Source organism: Actinomadura madurae, from assembly GCF_047130825.1.
Classification (GTDB): domain Bacteria; phylum Actinomycetota; class Actinomycetes; order Streptosporangiales; family Streptosporangiaceae; genus Spirillospora; species Spirillospora madurae.
In genome coordinates this window covers 4,408,835-4,428,026 of record NZ_CP083237.1, presented here as the reverse complement: position 1 = coordinate 4,428,026, position 19,192 = coordinate 4,408,835, and the positions used below count along the sequence as shown (strand labels likewise).

General features: G+C 73.9%; 12 protein-coding genes. 4 read left to right on the top strand and 8 right to left on the bottom strand.

Going from position 1 to position 19,192, the window contains the following annotated elements:
* Window positions 1–105: 105 nt before the first annotated feature.
* A complete protein-coding gene (locus K8Z49_RS19995) occupies window positions 106–936 on the top strand; it encodes a DUF6338 family protein (protein WP_256255304.1) in 831 nt (276 codons plus the stop codon).
* A gap of 3 nt (window positions 937–939) precedes the next feature.
* On the opposite strand, the gene K8Z49_RS19990 is transcribed toward K8Z49_RS19995, so the two are convergent.
* Complete coding sequence (locus K8Z49_RS19990; RefSeq protein ID WP_412520242.1) at window positions 940–4,464, bottom strand: indolepyruvate ferredoxin oxidoreductase family protein; 3,525 nt, start codon at window positions 4,462–4,464, stop codon at window positions 940–942.
* A 103-nt stretch (window positions 4,465–4,567) separates the two neighbouring features.
* Between K8Z49_RS19990 and K8Z49_RS19985 the strand changes: the two genes are divergently transcribed.
* Window positions 4,568–5,050, top strand: coding sequence for an Lrp/AsnC family transcriptional regulator (locus tag K8Z49_RS19985; RefSeq protein ID WP_021594611.1), 483 nt, complete (start codon window positions 4,568–4,570; stop codon window positions 5,048–5,050).
* 37 nt (window positions 5,051–5,087) lie between these two features.
* On the opposite strand, the gene K8Z49_RS19980 is transcribed toward K8Z49_RS19985, so the two are convergent.
* From K8Z49_RS19980 to K8Z49_RS19970, 3 genes are all read right to left on the bottom strand, one after another.
* On the bottom strand, window positions 5,088–6,311 hold the full coding sequence (locus K8Z49_RS19980; protein ID WP_412520240.1) for a PP2C family protein-serine/threonine phosphatase: 1,224 nt from the start codon (window positions 6,309–6,311) through the stop codon (window positions 5,088–5,090).
* A gap of 69 nt (window positions 6,312–6,380) precedes the next feature.
* Entirely contained in the window at window positions 6,381–7,454 is a 1,074-nt protein-coding gene (locus K8Z49_RS19975) for an acetate/propionate family kinase (RefSeq protein ID WP_412521105.1), read from the bottom strand.
* On the bottom strand, window positions 7,454–9,850 hold the full coding sequence (locus tag K8Z49_RS19970; protein WP_412520238.1) for a phosphoketolase: 2,397 nt from the start codon (window positions 9,848–9,850) through the stop codon (window positions 7,454–7,456). Before K8Z49_RS19970 ends, K8Z49_RS19975 begins: the two co-directional genes overlap by 1 nt.
* Before the next feature lie 482 nt (window positions 9,851–10,332).
* Between K8Z49_RS19970 and K8Z49_RS19965 the strand changes: the two genes are divergently transcribed.
* The gene (locus K8Z49_RS19965; protein WP_412520236.1) at window positions 10,333–11,667 is read left to right on the top strand and encodes an amidase; all 1,335 of its coding nucleotides are present in this window, start codon (window positions 10,333–10,335) and stop codon (window positions 11,665–11,667) included.
* Here K8Z49_RS19965 and K8Z49_RS19960 read toward each other — a convergent pair.
* From K8Z49_RS19960 to K8Z49_RS19950, 3 genes are all read right to left on the bottom strand, one after another.
* Window positions 11,658–14,387, bottom strand: a complete 2,730-nt coding sequence (locus K8Z49_RS19960) for an AAA family ATPase (protein ID WP_021594616.1) — start codon at window positions 14,385–14,387, stop codon at window positions 11,658–11,660. The two genes, K8Z49_RS19965 and K8Z49_RS19960, sit on opposite strands and share 10 nt — an antisense overlap.
* 86 nt (window positions 14,388–14,473) lie before the next feature.
* The gene (locus tag K8Z49_RS19955; protein ID WP_021594617.1) at window positions 14,474–15,382 is read right to left on the bottom strand and encodes a serine hydrolase; all 909 of its coding nucleotides are present in this window, start codon (window positions 15,380–15,382) and stop codon (window positions 14,474–14,476) included.
* 50 nt (window positions 15,383–15,432) lie between these two features.
* A complete protein-coding gene (locus K8Z49_RS19950; RefSeq protein WP_412520233.1) occupies window positions 15,433–16,395 on the bottom strand; it encodes a LysR family transcriptional regulator in 963 nt (320 codons plus the stop codon).
* Window positions 16,396–16,505: 110 nt separating this feature from the next.
* On the opposite strand from K8Z49_RS19950, the gene K8Z49_RS19945 reads away from it, so the two are divergent.
* Complete coding sequence (locus tag K8Z49_RS19945) at window positions 16,506–18,158, top strand: penicillin-binding transpeptidase domain-containing protein (protein WP_412520231.1); 1,653 nt, start codon at window positions 16,506–16,508, stop codon at window positions 18,156–18,158.
* Window positions 18,159–18,229: 71 nt separating this feature from the next.
* Here K8Z49_RS19945 and bla read toward each other — a convergent pair whose 3' ends face one another.
* Window positions 18,230–19,189: a class A beta-lactamase gene (gene bla, locus K8Z49_RS19940; protein WP_111830169.1), complete on the bottom strand. Its 960-nt coding sequence runs from the start codon at window positions 19,187–19,189 to the stop codon at window positions 18,230–18,232.
* Window positions 19,190–19,192 lie beyond the last annotated feature (3 nt).

The following is a 19,192-nucleotide window of genomic DNA, read 5'->3' as shown; positions in this document are numbered from 1 at the left end:
ACGGGGTCTCATTGGATTATTCGTCAGCCGTCTTGATGTTGAGATTCCTTGGTCCAACTGAAAGGATCTGAAACTCATGATCCCCGATGGCGGACTGGGGTGACCATGACCGAGGCTTCCATTGTCGTGCCCGTCGCATTGCTGGCCCTTGCGGCCGTTCCGGGCATGCATTTCGATCTGATGCGCGGGCGCCGGGAACGACCCCGCCTGGCGGCCGTGCCCCCGCGGTGCCCGCGGGTCCTCATCGCGGGGACGCTGATCACGACCGTGACCCTGACCGTGCTGGAAGCCCTGGGTCAGGGCTCGCTGCTCGGTCTCGGGGACCTCCTCGGCGGGCGCGCCGCCCCGGGGATCTCCCCGCCGGAGGCGATCTGGTCGGTCTGCTGTTACCTCGCGTTTTCCCTGACGTTGTCCTCACTCGCCGCGGCGGTATTGGCGCGGCTGGAGAATCGTCCCGGGCCATTTCCGGCGGCCGTGCGTCCGGGCACGCGATTGCGCACCGACTATTCCGAACGCGAGGTCGAACTGGAAATCACGCTGAACAGCGGCGCGACCTTTCGGGGGTTGCTCGGGGACGAGTCCGCGGGGCGCGGCCCCGAGGTGCCCTTCATCACCCTGTGCGGGCCGATCTTCCAGCTGGACGGGCACGGGAAGCCGCTGCCGCTGGACGCGCTGCACTGGGAGCGGATGGTCGTGCCGACCCGGGCCGTGACGAGCGTCCTCGTGCGCCCGGTCGAGGAGCAGCCGCCGCCGACGGTGTTCCGGGGCGTCCCGTCCCGGCACTCCGCGCCGCGGCTGCGGCTGCGCGACCAGCTGAGGACGCTCGTCGAGCAGTGCTACGAGTACCGGCTCGCGCCGCGCCCTCTCGCCAAGCTCCTCGCGCTGCAGATGGTGGTGATCGCGCTGGTCGGCGCGGTGACCGGCGCGATCACCTGACCGTCACACCCGGCTCGGCGACCGCCCGGCGCGCCAGGCGGCGAGCAGCTCGCGGAGCCGCTCCTCGTAGCGGGCGATGTTCGCGGCCTTGACGTCCTCGTACCCGCGGACCATGTCCGGCAGGCCGGCGATCTCGACGGCGAGGTCGTGGCGGCCGGCGTCCAGCCCGGCGACCAGCTCGTTCACGACCGCGACGTAGCCGGTCACGAGGCGGCGTTCCGCGCGGCGCTGGGCGGTGGCGCCGAACGGGTCGAGCGGGGTGCCGCGCAGCCGCCGCATCGCGCGCAGCGCGCGGAACGCCGGGCGCGCCGACCGGCCGAGCGCGATCTTCCGGTCCATGCCCATCGCCCGCAGCAGCGGCGGGTGCAGCATGTACGCGACCGTGGAGCCGGGCCCGAACTGCTCCTCGGCGCGGCGGGCGAGCTCCGGGTCGAGGTGCAGGCGCGCGACCTCGTACTCGTCCTTGTAGGCCATCAGCTTGTACAGGTTGCGCGCGACGGCGACCGCGAGCCGCCCGTCGGCGCCCGCCCGCTCCTCCGCCCTGGCGACGCGCAGCACGGCGTCCAGGTACCGCCTGGCGAGCGCCAGGTTCTGGTACGCGGCGAGGTCGGGGACGCGGATCCGCAGGACGCGGGCCAGCTCGCCCTCCACGCCCGACGCGTCGACCAGGTCCAGCGCGGCCGGCGCGGTCGCGTCCAGCGGCCTCGGGGCCGTCGCCGGTGCCGAGGCCGGCGGGGCCGCCCAGCCCGGTTCGAGGACGAGGCGGCGCCCCGCCCGGAACGCCTGGACGTTCGCCTCGACCTGCACGCCGTTCAGCGCGAGCGCCTCTTCGATCGCCTTCGCCGACAGCGGCAGCAGCCCGGACTGGTAGGCGGCGCCGACCACGACGAAGTTGGCCGTGGCCGTGCCGCCGAACCAGCGTTCGGCGAGCGCGAGCGCGTCGAGGGCGACCAGCCGGTCCGCGCGGGTGCGGTCCGCGATCCGCCGGACGAGGGACGCGCCGGGCGGCAGCGACGCCGACGTGTCGACGATCATCCGCCCGGTCGGGACCTCGCTGGTCGACACGACCGCGGCGGTGCGGTCCGGGGCGCAGCGGCGCAGGTTCGGCTCGGAGGTCCCGGCGAGCGAGTCGAACACCAGGTAGGCGTCGGCGCCGCCCGCTCCGACCATGCCCGGCCGATCCCGTCCGGCGTCCCCGATCCGCAGGTGCGACACGACCGCGCCGGCCTTCTGGCTGAGCCCGGTCTGGTCGAGCGCGCGGGCGTGGCGGCCGTCGACGAGCGCGGCGGTCGCGAGGACCTGGTTGACGGTGACGACGCCGGTGCCGCCGATGCCGACGAGCAGGACGTCCGCCGACTCGGGACGGGACGCGGGCTCCTCCAGCTCACCGATCCGCGGCAGTGCCGGACGGGCCTTCTTCTCGCCGGGGACGACGGTGACGAACGAGGGGCAGTCACCGTCCAAGCACGAGTAGTCCTTGTTGCAGGACGTCTGGTTGATCTGCGTCTTGCGCCCGAACTCGGTCTCGACCGGCTCGACGCTCAGGCAGTTCGACTTGGTGCCGCAGTCACCGCAGCCCTCGCAGACCGCCTCGTTGATCAGCACGCGGGTCTGCGGGTCGGGAACGAGGCCGCGCTTGCGCTTGCGCCGGGTCTCGGCCGCGCACGCCTGATCGTACAGCAGCACGGTGACGCCGGGGATCTCGCGCAGCTCCCGCTGGACGGCGTCGAGGTCGTCGCGGTGCCGGACCTTGACGCCCGGCGCCCAGTCCGTCCCGCGCGGGTAGCGGGACGGGTCGTCCGCCACCACGACGATCTTCGCGACGCCCTCGGCGTGCAGCATCCGGGTGACCGCGGCCGGGTCGGAGCCGCCGTCGGCGTCCTGCCCGCCGGTCATCGCGACCGCCGCGTTGTAGAGGATCTTGAACGTGATGCGGGTGCCCGCCGCGACGGCCTGCCGGACGGCGAGGCTGCCCGAGTGGAAGAACGTCCCGTCGCCGAGGTTCTGGAACATGTGCGGCGTGTCGCTGAACGGGGCCGCGCCGACCCACATGGCGCCCTCCCCGCCCATCTGGGTCGTGCCGATGCTGCGGTCCTGGAAGACGGTCATCACGTGGCAGCCGATGCCGCTCGCCGCGATCGACCCGTCCGGGACGACGGTCGAGCGGTTGTGCGGGCAGCCGGAGCAGAAGTAGGGCGTGCGGGCGGCGCCGAGCAGCTCGATCTTCGGCTTGCGCGGCGCCAGGACCGGGTCGCGCAGGTCGAGGTGCTCCTCGCCGACGCGGTCGGCGAGGAACCGGGCGAGGGCCCGGGTGATCCGGTCGGCCTCCAGGCTCCCGTCCGGTGGGACAAGGTCGGCGCCGTCCCGCACGTCCCGGGGGGTGTGGGGGGTCGTCCCCCCACCCAGGGCAGGCCCGTGCTTGCCGTGGACGGCGGGGCGCTCCGCCAGGTCGTACAGCAGGTCGCGGATCTGCGTCTCGACGAACGGCCGCTTCTCCTCCACCACGACGATCTCGCGGAGGCCGCGCGCGAACTCCCTGAGCCGGTCGGCGTCCAGCGGGTAGATCATGGCGAGCCGCAGCAGCCGGACGCCGCGCCGGGCGAGCGCCTCGTCGTCCAGGCCCAGCCGGTCGAGGGCCTCGCGCAGTTCCAGGTAGGTGCGCCCGGCGGCGACGAGCCCGACGGCCGCGTCACCGGTGGCGCCCTCGATCCGGTCGAGGCCGTTCGCGGCGGCATAGGCCGCGGCCGCCCGCAGCCGGCCCTCCAGGACCTCGGGTTCGAGGGACGTCGTGTCCTTGAGGTCGACGCCCGGCCTGCGCGTCGGCCGCCACGGACGTCCCCGCCAGCTGAAGGCGGGGAGCACCGGGTCGGGCACCGGCTCGGCGTCCACCGTCTCGTACGAGTCGGCGACATCCGTGACGACCTTGAAACCCGTCCAGGCGCCGCTGAACCGGGACATCTCGAACCCGTGCCGCCCCAGCCGGAGCAGGTCGCCCACCGACGCCGGGACGAGCACGGGCAGGAACGCCTCGGCGAGCGCGCCCTCCGTCGCGGAGGGAAGCGTGGACGACTTCGCGGACGGGTCGTCGCCCACCACGGCGAGGACCCCGCCGCGCTCGGACGTCCCCAGCCAGTTCGCGTGCTTGAAGGCGTCCAGCGACCGGTCGACGCCCGGCGCCTTGCCGTACCAGAGGCCGAAGACGCCCTGGTAGCGCGGCCCCGGAAGGTGGTCCACGAGCTGCGACCCGTACACCGCGGTCGCCGCGAGCTCCTCGTTCACCCCGGGCACGAACCGGATGTCGTTGCCCTCCAGGAGCTTCGCGTCGCGCATCAGCCGCTGGTCGAGGCCGCCCAGCGGGGACCCGCGGTAGCCGGACACGAACCCGGCGGTGGTCCAGCCGCGGCGGGCGTCCGCGCGCCGCTGGTCCAGCAGCAGCCGGACGAGGGCGTGCACGCCGCCGATCGCGATCCGCCCGCGCTCCAGTTCGAGCCGGTCGCGGAACGGCGAGGAGGAAACGGTGGTGCTCATGCTGGCATTGAGCACGTTCCGCTGAGCGGTGTGCAAGATGGCGGGACGATAATTGAGCGGATTGCTCAAGTCAGGACCGAGTCACCCGCTGGAGCTGAGCATTGTGACCCGTACCACGCTTCTCGACCTCCAGATCCTCCGCCGCCTCGTCGAGCAGCCCCGCATCGGCGTCACCGAGCTGGCCGCCAAGCTCGGCATCGCCCGCAACACCGCGCACGCGCGCGTCGAGCGGCTCGAACGCGAGGGGGTGATCGGGCATCGCGGCCGGGAGGTCGACCTCGGCGCGATCGGCTTCGAGCTGACCGCCTTCGTCACGCTGGAGGTCGCGCAGGGCCGGCTCCGCGAGGCGGCCGTCGCGCTCTCGGCGATCCCGCGCGTCCTGGAGGTCCTCGGCATCACCGGCCAGGGGGACCTCCTGGTGCGCGCGGTCGCCCCGAACGGCAAGCAGCTGCACGAGGTGATCGACTCGATCCTGGCGTGCCCCGGCGTCCGCCGCAGCACCACCTCGATCGTCCTGACCCACCAGGTCCCGTTCCGCGTCGGCCCTCTCCTGGAGGACGAGGAGAACCGGGCCCGCGCCCGCTGACGGCCGCCGGCCCGGCCGGCGGCGGAGCGGCCGGCCTTCAGGCCACGGATCGGCGCACCAGCAGGAGGGCGACGTCGTCGCTGGCCGGCTCCCGGCCGATGAGCTCCGACATCACCGCGGCGGCGACCTGCTCCGGCGGGCCCGCGTAGGCCGCCCCGCAGAGCTTCTCGATGCCGGTGAGGATCGAGTTGTCCCGGCGCTCGATCAGCCCGTCGGTGTAGAAGCCCAGCAGGGAGCCCGGGTCAAGATCGACGGTCGCGGTGCGGCGGGGGGCCACCTCGTCCAGGCCGATCAGGACGTCGAAGGCCACGTCGACGGCGCGGGCCGGGGAGCCCGGCGCGGCGAAGATCGGGGGAGGATGGCCCGCCGAGGACACCCGGACCCGGCCCGTGACGGGATCGCACAGCGCGTACAGGACGGTGGCCGTCGCCTCGGGCTCGAAGTGCAGCATCTTCCGGTTGAGCCTGTGCAGGACCTCCGCCGGATCGTCCGATTCCAGCGCGTAGGCCCGCAGGGCGCTGCGCATCCGGCCCATGACGACGGCCGCCGGCAGCCCGTGCCCGGCCACGTCCCCCATGACGATGCCGATCTCGCCCGTGGGGAGCGGGAACACGTCGTACCAGTCCCCGCCCACGATCGCCTTGCCGGGACGGTAGCGCGCGGCCAGCTCGAAGCCGGGCACGTCGGGAAGCTCGGACGGGATCAGGCTGCGCTGCAGTTCCTGCGCTCCCGCGCGTTCGGCCTGACTCAGCATCGACTGCACCGCCATTGCCGCCTGGGAAGCCGCGATCTGAAGGAGCTCCTCTTCCTCCGCGGTGAAGCGGCGCGGGGCGAGCGTCCCGACGTGCATGACGCCCACCAGGGTGCCGCTGCGGATGAGCGGCACGCCGAGCAGGGAGTGCAGGCCCTTCTGGACCAGGAGCGGGTTGAACACGTCGGCGGTGGACACGTCGGCGATGTAGATCGGCCGCCGCTCTTCGGCGACGCGTCCGGCGAACCCGCGGCCCATCGGGACGTGGGCCGCCTGGACGACCTCTTCTTCGAGGCCCCGCGCGGCGGTCGCCACGAGATCGCGCCCCGTCCTGTCGAGGAGCAGGACGGTCGCGGTGTCCACGTCCAGGACGTCCCGGATCCGTTCGAGGAGCGTGTCCAGGAACTTGTCGACATCCATATGGGCGAAGGGCTCGCCGATGATCGCCTGGATGTTCTCCAGCTTCCTGGCTGCAGCACCCTCCAGAGCGCCCGACGCGTTGTCCACCATCACACTTTATTGTGGCTAACTACCAGTTCACCACAATTGCATGGTCAAGGGGGAGATGTCCCGTCCGGCTCACCCCGGACGGAGGCAGTTGCGGACGGCCGCGGCGATCTCCAGGTCCTCGCGGGCGGTGACGACCAGGGTGCGGACGGCGGCGTCCGCGTGGGTGATGTCGGCGTCCCCGTCCGCGGCGGCGTTGCGGTCGGGGTCGACGGCGGCGCCCAGGTGGCCGAGGTCCTCGGCGAGGCGCATCCGGACGGACGGGTCGTGCTCCCCGACGCCCCCGGTGAACACGAGCGCGTCCAGCCCGCCGAGCGAGGCGGTCATCGCGGCGGCGCAGGCGCGGAGCCGGTGGTGGTAGACGTCCAGGGCTGCGAGGGCCGCGACGTCGTGGGCGGCGGCCAGCTCGCGGATGCGGCGCATGTCACCGGTTCCGGTCAGGCCGCGCAGCCCGGAGTCGCGTTCCAGCGCCCGGTTCACCTCCTCGGCGGTCAGCCCGTGCTTGATCAGCCACAGCGGGATGCCGGGGTCGATGCTGCCCGCCCGCGACGCCATGACCAGGCCTTCCAGCGGCGTGAAGCCCATCGTGGTGTCCACCGACCGGCCGCCGGCGACCGCGCAGAGCGACGCGCCCGCGCCGAGGTGGCACACCACCATCCGGAGCCCGGCCGGGTCGGTCCCGAGCAGCTCGCCCGCCCGGCGGACGGCGTAGGAGAACGACAGCCCGTGGAAGCCGTAGCGGCGCAGGCCGAACCGCTCCCGCCACTCCCGGGGGAGCGCGTAGGTCGCGGCCTCGTCCGGCAGGGTGGCGTGGAACGCGGTGTCGAAGCAGGCCACGGCCGGGACGCCCGGCAGCGCCTCGGTGACCGCCGACAGCGCGTCCAGGGACGCCGGCTGGTGCAGCGGGGCGAGGTCGGCGAGGTCGCGGAGCCGCGCGGTGACCGTGGCGTCGACGCGCACCGCCTCGGTGAAGTCGGTCCCGCCGTGGACGAACCGGACACCGACCGCGTCCGGTTTCGGCAGCTCCCCGACCAGCCCGGCCAGCTCGTGCTCCGCGCCCGCGTCGTCCGCCAGGACCGTGCCGTCGGGGTCGAGCAGGCTCACCTTGAGGCTGCTCGACCCCGGGTTGACCGTCAGGACCCGCATCAGTACGGCCACGTCCAGTCGCTCACTTCCGGCGCGTCCTCGCCGTGCTCCCGGGTGTACGCGCGCAGGAACAGGCGCTGGTCGGCCATCCGCTGCCGGACGTGGGCGACGCGCCCGCCGAGCGACGGGACCCGGTCGATGACGTCCATGACCAGGTGGTAGCGGTCGAGGTCGTTCAGCATGACCATGTCGAACGGCGTGGTCGTCGTCCCCTCCTCCTTGTAGCCGCGGACGTGCAGGTTGGGGTGCCCGGCGCGGCGGTAGGTGAGGCGGTGGACGAGGTACGGGTAGCCGTGGAACGCGAAGATCACGGGCTTGTCCGTGGTGAACAGGGCGTCGAACTCGGCGTCCGGCATGCCGTGCGGGTGCTCGCTCGGCGGCAGCAGCCGCATGAGGTCCACGACGTTCACGACCCGGACGCGCAGCTCGGGGAACAGCCGCCGGAGCAGGTCGGCGGCGGCGAGGGTCTCCAGCGTCGGGATGTCGCCCGCGCAGGCCAGCACCACGTCCGGGTCGGCGCCGCCTCCGTGGTGGTCGGCGGGGTCGGCTGGTCGGGGCGAACTCGTCGACGCCCACTCCCAGATGCCGATGCCGCGGGTGCAGTGCGCGATCGCGGCGTCCATCGGCAGCCAGTTCAGCGCGGGCTGCTTCCCGGCCACGACCACGTTGACGTAGTCCCGGGACCGCAGGCAGTGGTCGCCGACCGACAGCAGCGTGTTGGCGTCCGGCGGCAGGTACACCCGGATGATCTCCGGTTTCTTGTTCATGACGACGTCGAGGAAGCCGGGGTCCTGGTGGGTGAAGCCGTTGTGGTCCTGCCGCCACACGTGCGACGACAGCAGGTAGTTCAGCGAGGCGATCGGCCGCCGCCACGGCAGGCCGCGGGTGACCTTCAGCCACTTCGCGTGCTGGTTGAACATCGCGTCGACGATGTGCACGAACGCCTCGTAGCTGTTGAACAGCCCGTGCCGCCCGGTTAGGAGGTAGCCCTCCAGCCAGCCCTGGCACAGATGCTCGCTCAGCACCTCCATGACCTGGCCGGACGGCCCCTGGTGCTCGTCGGTCGGGAGCCGCTCGCCCTGGAAGACGCGGTCGGTCGCCTCGAACACGTCGCCGAGCCGGTTGGACGCCGTCTCGTCCGCGCCCATGATCCGGAAGTTGGACGGGTTGGCCTTCACGACGTCGCGCAGGAACGCCCCGAGCCTCCGGGTGGGTTCGGACGCCGTCGTGCCCGGTTTGTCCACCGGGACGGCGTAGTCGCGGAAGTCCGGCAGCGTCAGCGGTTTCAGCAGCAGCCCGCCGTTGGCGTGCGGGTTGGCGCTCATCCGCCGCCCGCCCTCGGGCGCGAGGGCCCGCAGCGCGGCCACCGGGCGGCCCTCCTCGTCGAACAGCTCCTCGGGACGGTAGGAGCGCAGCCATTCCTCCAGCTGCGCGAGGTGCCCGGGGTCGTCGCGGACGCCGCTGAGCGGAACCTGGTGGGAGCGCCACGTGTTCTCGACGGGCAGGCCGTCCACCTCCTTCGGGCCCGTCCAGCCCTTGGGGGACCGCAGGACGATCATGGGCCAGCGGCGCCGCTCGGAGGCCCGCCCCGTGCGCGCGCCGTGCTGGATCTCGGCGATCTCGTCGAGCGCCTGGCCGAGCGCGGCGGCCATCTTGCGGTGCATGGACGCCGGCTCGTCCCCGCTCACGAGGAACGGCCGGTACCCGTACCCGTCGAGGAGCTGCACCAGCTCCTCCTCGGGGATCCGCGCCAGCACCGTCGGGTTCGCGATCTTGTAGCCGTTCAGGTGCAGGATCGGCAGGACGGCCCCGTCCTTCACCGGGTCGAGGAACTTGTTGGAGTGCCAGCTCGCCGCCAGCGGCCCGGTCTCGGCCTCGCCGTCCCCGACGATGCAGGCGACGACCAGGCCGGGGTTGTCGAACGCCGCCCCGTACGCGTGGGCGAGCGAGTACCCCAGCTCACCGCCCTCGTGGATGGACCCGGGCGTCTCCGGCGCCACGTGGCTCGGCACGCCGCCGGGGAAGGAGAACTGCCGGAAGAGCCGGCGCATCCCGGCGGTGTCCTGCGAGACGTCCGGGTACACCTCGCTGTAGGTGCCCTCCAGCCACGCGTTCGCGACCGCCGAGGGCCCGCCGTGCCCCGGCCCCATGATGTAGATCATGTCCAGGTCGCGGGTCCTGATCGCGCGGTTCAGGTGGGCGTAGCAGAAGTTCAGGCCCGGCGAGGTGCCCCAGTGCCCGAGCAGCCGCGGCTTGATGTGGTCCCGGGCGAGCGGCTCGCGCAGCAGCGGGTTGTCGAGCAGGTAGATCTGCCCCACGGACAGGTAGTTGGCGGCTCTCCAGTATGCGTCGATCTCCCTCACGTCGTCATCGTTCATGGCGACGGACTCGGCCATGGCGCGTCCCTCCGGTGCTCGTACCGCCCTGGGGGGATCACGTCCCCCGAACCGGCGTCCTGAACCGTCACGGCGAGCCCATCATCGGAACGCGCGCCGGGCCAGGGCCTAACGTCCCGCGCGCACGAACGAGGCCACGGCGCGTGGCCGTGGCCTCGTTCCCCCCACCCTGGATGCGGACGCCGGCCGGTTACAGGGGCGGTGATCGCGCCGCTGATCGGCGGACCTCCGCCCCGCCCCCCAGCGAACCGGTGCCGGCGTCTCCCCTCGGTGCGTTGAAGCCTGCCTCGTACCGGCGCGTAGGTTCACCGCTCCGGGGCGGCGGTCGGTGAACGGCGGACGGGCTGCGACGAGAGGCTGACGCTGCGCGACGAATGGGCGACGCAGAGCGACCAGCGGAGGTCTCGGGCGTCCGGCGGCCCGGCCGGCGTGCGGTCTGCCATGCTACGCAGACCGGTACGGGTGACGGGCAAGGAGGCGGAATGGGCGGGTTCTTCTCCGGACGGACGCTGGCCGGCATCGGCCGCGACCTGCGTTCGGGACGGGCGTCGGCGCGGGAGCTGGCCGCGCGCGCCCTGGAGTCCGTCGACCCCGACCTGAACGCCTTCGTGACCCTGGACCCGGAGGGCGCCGATGCCGCCGCCGCGTGGGCGGACGAGGAGCGGGCGTCCGGCATCGACCGGGGCCCGCTGCACGGCGTCCCCGTCGCCGTGAAGGACATCATCGACGTCGCGGGCCTGCCCACCGGGATGGGCTCGGCGCACTACGCCGGCCATGTCGCCGACGTCGACGCCGCGTGCGTGACGATGCTCCGCGACGCCGGCGCCGTCATCGTCGGGAAGACCGGCACGCAGGAGTTCGCGTTCGGCGGCACCGGCGATGTGTCGGTGAACGGCCCGGTGCGCAACCCGCACGACCGGGAGCGGATGTCGGGCGGGTCCAGCAGCGGCAGCGCGGTCGCCGTCGCCGCCGGGATGGTCCCGCTCGCCCTCGGCACCGACACCGGCGGGTCGGTGCGCATCCCGTCCGCGTTCTGCGGGATCGCCGGATTCAAGCCCGCGCACGGCGCGATCCCCGCCGACGGCGTGTTCCCGCTGGCGCGCTCGCTGGACCACGTGGGCGTCCTCGCCGGCACCGCCGCCGACTGCCGCACCGCCTACCGCGCCCTGACCGGTCCCGCGGAGGCCGACCCCGCGCCCGTGGACGCGGCCGCCCCGCACGGGCGGATCGCCTGGATCGAGCCGCCCGCCTGCGACCCCGAGGTGGAGCGGACCGTCCGGGCGCTGTTCCCGGACGCGCCCGCCGAGCGGGTCGACTTCGCCGGGATCCGGCAGGTGTTCCTCGCCGTCGAGTTCAGCGAGGCGGCCGACGTGCACGCCGAACGGGTCGCCGAGGCGCCCGGCCTCTACCGGCCGGAGACGCTCGGGCGCCTGGAGGAGGCCGCCCGGATGCCCGGCTGGCGGCTCGTCCGGGCGCTGCGCGAGCGGGACCGGCACGCGCGGGAGGTCGACGCGCTGCTCGACCGCTACGACCTGCTGGCCATGCCCACCATGCCGATCACCGCCCCGCCGATCGGTGCCACCGAGGTCGGGCTCGGCCCCCTCACCCCGCTGCTGGTCAGCCTCACGTCCGCGTGGAACGTGCTGGGGCTGCCCGCGCTGACCGTCCCCGCCGGGACCGTCGGCGGCCTGCCCGTCGGGGCGCAGCTCGTCGCCCGGCGCGGCGCCGAGAGCCTCCTCTTCGCCGCCGCCGACCGGCTCGGGCCTCTGTGGGGGGACGACCCCCCACACCCCCCGGAGAGCTCCGGTCAGAGGTAGAGCCCGAAGAACTCCTCGGGGTGGTCGAGGAGCGGCGGCAGGTCGTCGGCGGTCAGGGTGACCAGCTCCTTCCGGCTGGGCACCTTGACCGGCTCCCCGTCCTTCCCGGACGCGCCCTTCCCGGCCGGCCCCTCCTTCCTGACCGACACGGCGGCGGACGCGACCCGGTCCGCCTGGTTCGCGACGGCGACGTCCAGCATGTTGCGCATCAGGCGGCCGTTGCCGAACGACGGGCCGCGGGGCGCGCGGCGCAGCATCGTCCGCAGCACGTCGGCGGTGCCGGGCGCCAGCTCGAACCCGTCGGCGGCGGCGAGCTGCCCGAACACGGTGATCAGCTCGTCGTCGGTGTAGTCCGGGAAGTGGATCTGCTTGGGGAAGCGCGAGTCCAGGCCCGGGTTGGCGGCGAGGAACTCGGCCATCTCCTGCTGGTAGCCGGCGACGATCACGACCAGGTCGTCGCGGTGGTCCTCCATCAGCTTGACCAGCTCGGCGATCGCCTCGTGCCCGTAGTCGCCCTTCAGCGGCGACTGCGTCAGCGTGTACGCCTCGTCGATGAACAGCACGCCGCCGATCGCGCGCTCCACCAGCCGCCGCGTCCGGGGCGCGGTCTGCCCGATGTACTCACCGACCAGGTGGGCGCGGGACGCCTCCACCAGATGCCCGGACGACAGCACGCCGAGCCGCTTGTAGATGCGGCCGAGCAGCCGGGCCACCATCGTCTTGCCGGTCCCCGGGTTGCCGGTGAACACCATGTGCCGCGTCGGCGGGGTGATCTGCAGCCCGTTCTCGCTGCGCAGCCGCGCCGCGTGCGTCCCGGCGACCAGCAGCGCGATCTCGTGCTTGACGGTGTCGAGCCCGGTGAGGTCGCGCAGCTCCGCCAGCGGGTTCCCGGGCACCTGCGCGGTGTCCAGCGTGTCGGGGATGTCCTGCTTGCGGACGACGAGCTCGTCGCCGGGCGCGGTCCGGGCGCGGACCGCCGCGACCGTCAGGTCGGCGAGATGCGGCGCCAGCCGGGCGTTGCGGAGCGTCTGCACCGGCGGCGTCGCCGCCAGCAGCGCGCCCGCCGCCTCCACGGCCGGCCGGGTCCCGCGCGCCCCGCGGGCGTCCAGCGCCCGGCGGAACAGCTCGGCGTGGCCCGCCGCGGTGAACGGCCGGGTCCGCGCGATCCGGAACCGCTGCGGCAGCACGGGGTTGATGTCGCGGATCCGGTCCTCGCCGCCCGCGTCGCACAGCGCCACCAGGTTCAGGTCCGGGTGGACGGCGAGCAGCCGGTGCAGCTCGGCGGCCAGCGCCTCGCCGTTGCCGGGGTCGGTGACGATCCCGTCCAGGCCCTCGATGATGAGCAGCCGCTCGCCGGCGCAGTCGCGGGCGTCGGCGTGCAGCCGGGCGACGGCGTCCGACAGGCGCTGCCCGGCGAACAGGTTCTCGGTGATCCAGTGCGGGTCGCGGCCGAGCGCCAGCGCCTTGCCCAGCTCCTGCGCGGCGTCCCGCTTGCCGGTGCCGTCGGGCCCGCTGAGCAGCAGCCGGACGGGCTCGCTGCCGCGGGTCAGCTCGTCCAGTGCCGCCGTCACCTCCGGCTGCCCGACCAGCGACGTGGCGATCTCCGGACGCCCGCCCGCCGCGCCCGCGGACGCGCCGTCGGCCGCCGCGGGCAGGCTCGGCAGCGTCTCGGTGAGCGGGTTGACGACGCGGCGGCGCGGCGCGTACAGGCGGCGCAGGTCCGTCTGGAACTGGCCGACCGGGATCCACTCCGACTTCGGGAACCACGGGTCGCCCGGCAGGCCCTGGACGACCGCGATGAACCGCATCGCCATGTCCAGCCAGCCGCGGCAGGCGTCGGCGGCGCCCGCGACCAGCGCCCGGACGAGCCACGCCCGCGTCCGCTCCTGCCACGCGCCCGCCTTGAACCCGCGGCGCTCCGCGGGGAACCGTTGCTGGAGCTCGCGGTACCGGTCCTCGCCCAGCGCGACCGCCAGCTCCGCCGGGACCTCCTCCATGCTCCCCTGGAGGAGCAGCTGGATCAGGTGGACCTCGACGCTCTCGTCGCGCGGCGCCGCCTCCGACAGCCGCTCGTACGACGCGAGCAGCCCCGCGCACACCCACTCCAGATACCCGACGGGCCCGAGCAGCTCGGGCACCGCGGCGACGATGTCGTCGCCCGCGTGCGCGTGCCAGTGCTCGCGCAGCTCCATCTTGGGCAGGTTCACGTCGCATGCCGGCGGGTCGTCGTACAGCCGCAGCAGCGCCTTGCGGCGCTCCTCCAGCGGCTCGATGCCCTCCAGCACCGACAGGCAGTCGCGGGCCAGCTCGATCGCCAGCTCCCGGTCGGGCGCCTCGATCAGCCAGTCCACCGGCGGGCGCCACCGGCCGCCGGGCGCGTCCCAGCGGGTCATCCGGGTGCTGAGCGGCCCCGGGTTCACCAGGTGCCGGTGCAGCAGCCGCTCCGGCAGCTGCGACCACGAGCCCGCCTTGATCGCGCCGCCGCCCGGCAGGAACGCCAGCATCCCGAAGATCTCCGCGGTGACGAGCGACGCCGGCAGCGTCAGCAGCTTGTGCTCGTCGGTGGTCAGCTCCACCGCCCGCGGGTCGGCCGCCAGCCCGTCGATCCGGGTCGCGATCTCCTCGAACAGCCCGTCCGGCACGCGCCACGGACCGTACGAGTAGACGTCGAGCACCGGCTCGTCGGTGAGCAGTGGTTCCAGATGCTCCGGCAGCCGCAACGAACTCTCCCCAAGAACGCCCAAAAGAGGGGTACAGCTTATGTTTTCAGATCGGATGGTGTGTCGTCCGCACCCCCCGCTCACGTTCACGGGCGGCGAAGCGACTCCACCGCGATGCGGGCCGCGGTGCCGATGACGGCGTCGGCCTCCGGGAGGACGGCGATCGGGAGCAGCGACCTGGTGAACACCGCCACCGCGTAGCGCGCCCCGTCGGGGTACTCGACGGCGCCGACCTCGTTGCGGAGCGTCGGCAGCGTGCCGGTCTTGCCGCTGACCACGACGTCGTCGTAGGGGAACCCGGAGGAGAGGCGGTGCGGCCACACCTGCAGGCCGAACAGGCGCCGCATCGCCGCGCAGCCGCCGGCGGGCGCGGCCTCGTCCCGCCAGACCATCGACAGCAGCCGGGTCATGTCGCGGGGGGTGCTGCGGCTCGTGCGCAGCGGGTCGAGGGCGCGCAGCCGCCCCCGCACGCCCGGATCGTCCAGCATGGCCCACACCTCGGCGAAGCTGCCCGCGCCGGCGTCGGCGAGCAGCGTCTCGTGCAGCTCGCGGCCGTCGACCTCGATGACGGTGCCGTCCAGGCCGAGCTCGGCGGCCGTCGCGTTGACGGCCTCCCGGCCGACCCGGTCCATGATGACGTCGGCGGCGGCGTTGTCGCTGACGGTGATCATCAGGCAGGTGAGGTCGCGCAGCGACATCCGCACCTCGTCCAGCAGCGCCGACACCCCGGTCGGCCCGGCGGTCCGGTCGTCCGGGCGCAGCGTGACCTGCTCGGCCGGATCCAGCAGCCCCCGCGCGGCCTGCCGGTGGAACGCCACGAGCAGCGGCACCTTGAACACCGACGCGAGCACGACCGGCTCGTCGGCGCCGACCGCGACCTCCCGCCCGGTGTCCATGTCCACGACGTGCAGGAACCCGGTGACCCCGGCGGCCCGGAACTCCGCCTCGATCCGCCCCACCACGTCCACGACCACGTCCCGGCTCGCTTCGCTCATGCCGGCCGCTGGTGGGGGGCCGACCCCCCACGCCCCCCGGTTCGCTTCGCTCATGCCAGGAACCCCGACGACGGACGCGGGACGACCCGGCGCGCCGGCGCGCCGTCCAGCGGTGTCATGCCTGCCTCGTCGCGCAGTACCGCGGTCGCGACGGCGGTGAAGTCGGCGATCGCGCGGGCGTGCTCGGGATCGCGGGCCCGCCGCCAGGCGCACGACGTCCGCCACGCCAGCGGCTCGCCCGTGAGGGGCCGCCACACCACCCCGGCCGTGTCCTCGGTGCGCGGGACGAGCGCCACCGCCGTCCCGGCGAGGACGAGCCCCAGCGCGAACCCCGGATGCCGCGCCTCGTGGACGGCCGCCGGCGCGTACCCGTGCCGGCGGCATCCCGCGAGGACCTCGTCATGGGCGCCGGGGGCCTCCTCCCGCGGCGGCACGACCAGCGCCCGGCCGCCGAGGTCGGCCAGCCGCACCTCGGGTGCCGCGGCGAGGTCGCCGGCGGTGGGGACCAGCACGCCGAGGGGCTGCGCCAGCATCGGGCCGAGTTCCAGGTCGCGGGCGTCGCACGGGTGCCGCACCACCCCGGCGTCCAGCGCGCCCTCGGCGAGCGCCCGGACCTGCTCCGTCGTCCCCGTCTCGCGCAGGTCGAGCCGCAGGTCGGGGCGGCGCTCCCGGAACGCGGCGATCAGCGCGGCGACGATCGGGCCGGCGAGGTCGCTCGGCAGGCCCGCGCGCACCGTGCCGAGCTCGCCCAGCCGGGCCCGCTCGGCGACGGAGTAGACGCGGTCCACGCGGACGAGGATGTCACGGGCCTCCTCCAGCAGCAGGCCGCCCGGCGCGGTGAGCCGCACCCGGCGGCTGGACCGGTCGAACAGCCGCACCCCGAGCTCCTTCTCCAGCCGCTGGATACGCTGGCTCAGCGGCGGCTGGGCCATGCCGAGCCGCTCCGCCGCGCGGCCGAAGTGCAGCTCTTCGGCGACCACGACGAAGCATCGCAGGTGCCCCACCAGGTTCACGACCAGCGATCATAGCAATCCGGATATCCCTCTGAATCGATATCAATCTTGGACTTTCCGGGCGGCGGCTGGTGTCCTTGTGGCTCCATCGAAGGGGAAGGAGTCCGATGATGCGCCGATCCCGTATGCTCGCCGCCGCCGCGATCGCGGTGGCGGTGGTGATCGTGGGGGCGGGGGCGGTGTGGTTCCTGCGCGGCGGGGACGACCCGGAGGACACCGCGCGGCGGTTCCTCGCGGCCTGGAGCGGCGGCGACGCCGCCGCGATGAAGGCCCTGACCGACCGCCCGCCGGCAGACTTCGAGCAGCGGCTCGCCCGCATGCGCGACGACCTCGGCGTCACCCGGCAGCGCTACACGGTCGCCTCGGTCGGCCGGCCGAAGGACGGCCGGGCGGGCGGGGCCTACAGCGCCGAGCTGACGCTGGCCGGCGACCGGGCGTGGCGGTTCGAGGGGGCGCTTCCGCTCGTCGAGCGCGACGGCGACTGGCTCGTCCGGTGGTCGCCGCAGATCATGCACCCGGACCTCCGGGAAGGGCAGCGGCTCCGCGCGGCCCGCGCCTGGCCGGACCGCGCCGCCGTCCTCGCCGCCGACGGCAGCGACCTGAGCGCGTCGCCGTCGGGGTCCGCGCAGCAGATCGCCGGGCCGGTCGGGCCGGCGTCCGCCGAGCTGGCGAAGAAGCTCGGCGCCCCGTACCGCGCGGGCGACCCGGCCGGTGCGGACGGCCTGCAGAGGCAGTACGAGCGCCACCTCGCCGGCACGCCCGCCCTCGCCGTCCAGATCGTGGACGCGGAGGGCAGGGCGGTGAAGACGCTGCAGAGGTTCGGCGGCACCGAGGGCAAGCCGCTGAAGACGACCATCGACCCGAAGGTGCAGGCCGCCGCGGGCAACGCCCTCACGGACGTGAAGAAGCCCGCGTCCATGGTGGCCCTGCGCCCGTCCACCGGGGAGATCCTCGCCGTGGCCAACAAGCCCGGCGGCTACAACCGCGCGCTGATGGGGCAGTACCCGCCCGGCTCCACGTTCAAGGTCGTCACGGCGGCGGCGCTCGTCGCGGGCGGCATGGGCGCGGGCACGAAGGTCGGCTGCCCGGCCACTACGACGATCGGCGGCCGGTCGTTCCACAACTACAAGCACGAGGACTTCGGGACGGTCCCGCTCCGCGAGGCGTTCGCGCACTCCTGCAACACGACGTTCGCGCGCCTCGCCGTGGACAAGCTGGGGGAGAAGCGGCTCGCCCAGGTCGCGTCCCAGTTCGGCTTCAACGCGCCGATCATCGCGGGACTGCCCGCCGTGCGCGCCGCGTTCCCGGACGCCAAGGACGACACCGCGTTCGCGGCGGCGTCCTTCGGCCAGGGCCAGGTGCTGACCAGCCCGCTGAACATGGCGGGCGTCGCCGCCGCCGCGGCGGACGGCACCTGGCGCTCGCCCCGCCTGGTGGACGCCTCGCTCGCCGCGCGGGCCGCCGACGCCGGGGGCCGCGAGCCGGAGCAGCCGAAGAGGCTGGAGCCCGCCGTGAAGAGCGCGCTGCACGCGCTCATGCCCGCGGTGGTCAGCGAGGGGACCGCGGCCGGGGTCGGGTTCCCGTCCGGGACGGCGGGCAAGACCGGCACCGCCGAGTACGGCGAGGGGGAGAACCCGCCGACGCACGCCTGGTTCATCGGCTACCGCAAGGACGTCGCGTTCGCCGTGATCGTCGAGGGCGGCGGCACCGGCGCCGAAGCCGCCGCCCCCATCGCCGCCGCCTTCCTCCGCGCGGCGTCGTAAGCGCAGCGATCGCCGCTTTCCTCGACGATGGAGGGCCGTCAAGGCCCGAAGGAGGAGAGGAAGGCAATTGATCAGCGCAGGGCGTTCGCGAGGATCGTGGCGGTGCGGGCGATCGAGGTCTCGTCGGCCTCGTCCTCGGCGCCGGGGCGCGTGGTCGTGATCACGATGATGAGCGGGGCACCGGACTTCGGGTAGGCGATCGCGATGTCGTTCGCGTTGCCGTAGACGCCGGCGGTGCCGGTCTTGTCGCCGACCGTCCAGCTCTTCGGCAGCCCGGCGCGGATCCGCTTGTCCCCGGTGACCGTGGCCTTCATCCAGCCGATGAGGCGGCGGCGGTCGGCGGGGACGAGCGCGTCGCCGGTGGTGAGCGCCCGCAGGTCGTTCGCCCACGGGCGCGGGGCGGTGGTGTCGCGCTTCTCTCCCGGCCTCCAGTCGTTCAGCGCGGTCTCCCAGCGGTCGCTGCGGCTGACGCGGTCGCCGAGCGTGCGGAGGAACGCGGTGAGGCCGGCCGGCCCGCCGATCTGCCTCAGCACGAGGTTCCCCGCGGTGTTGTCGCTCTGGGTGATGGCGGCGTGGCAGAGGTCGGCGACCGTCATGCCGGTGTCCACGTGCTGCTCGGTGACGGGGGAGTACTCGACGAGGTCGTCCTTCGTGTAGTGGATCACCTTGTCGAGCAGGCCGGGTGCGCTCTGGCGCGCCTTCCGCAGGACCGCGCCGCAGGCCATCGCCTTGAAGGTGGAGGCGAACGGGAAGCTCTCGTCCGCGCGGTGCCCGACGAAGCGCCCGGTGCCGCTGTCGATCGCGAACGCGCCGATGCGCGTGTGCCGTGCCGCCTCCAGCCGCTTGATCCGCTCGGTGACCTCGGCCTGCGCGGGATCGGGGGACGTCGCCACCTGCGAGGTGTTGCTCCGCGGTGCCGCGGTCCGGGTGGACGTTTCGGACCCGGCGCCGCAGCCGGCGATCCCGGCCAACGTGGACAGAGCGAGGGCGGCCGCGCCGAACCGCCGGATATGGGGAGCGTGTGTCGTCATGCG

Bases quoted from the DNA above. Each gene is read 5' to 3' on its own strand.
- K8Z49_RS19995 (WP_256255304.1), top strand. From the start codon at position 106: ATGACCGAGGCTTCCATTGTCGTGCCCGTCGCATTGCTGGCCCTTGCG.
- K8Z49_RS19990 (WP_412520242.1), bottom strand. From the start codon at position 4,464: ATGAGCACCACCGTTTCCTCCTCGCCGTTCCGCGACCGGCTCGAACTG.
- K8Z49_RS19980 (WP_412520240.1), bottom strand. From the start codon at position 6,311: ATGGTGGACAACGCGTCGGGCGCTCTGGAGGGTGCTGCAGCCAGGAAG.
- K8Z49_RS19975 (WP_412521105.1), bottom strand. From the start codon at position 7,454: ATGCGGGTCCTGACGGTCAACCCGGGGTCGAGCAGCCTCAAGGTGAGC.
- K8Z49_RS19970 (WP_412520238.1), bottom strand. From the start codon at position 9,850: ATGGCCGAGTCCGTCGCCATGAACGATGACGACGTGAGGGAGATCGAC.
- K8Z49_RS19965 (WP_412520236.1), top strand. From the start codon at position 10,333: ATGGGCGGGTTCTTCTCCGGACGGACGCTGGCCGGCATCGGCCGCGAC.
- K8Z49_RS19955 (WP_021594617.1), bottom strand. From the start codon at position 15,382: ATGAGCGAAGCGAGCCGGGACGTGGTCGTGGACGTGGTGGGGCGGATC.
- K8Z49_RS19945 (WP_412520231.1), top strand. From the start codon at position 16,506: ATGCGCCGATCCCGTATGCTCGCCGCCGCCGCGATCGCGGTGGCGGTG.
- bla (WP_111830169.1), bottom strand. From the start codon at position 19,189: ATGACGACACACGCTCCCCATATCCGGCGGTTCGGCGCGGCCGCCCTC.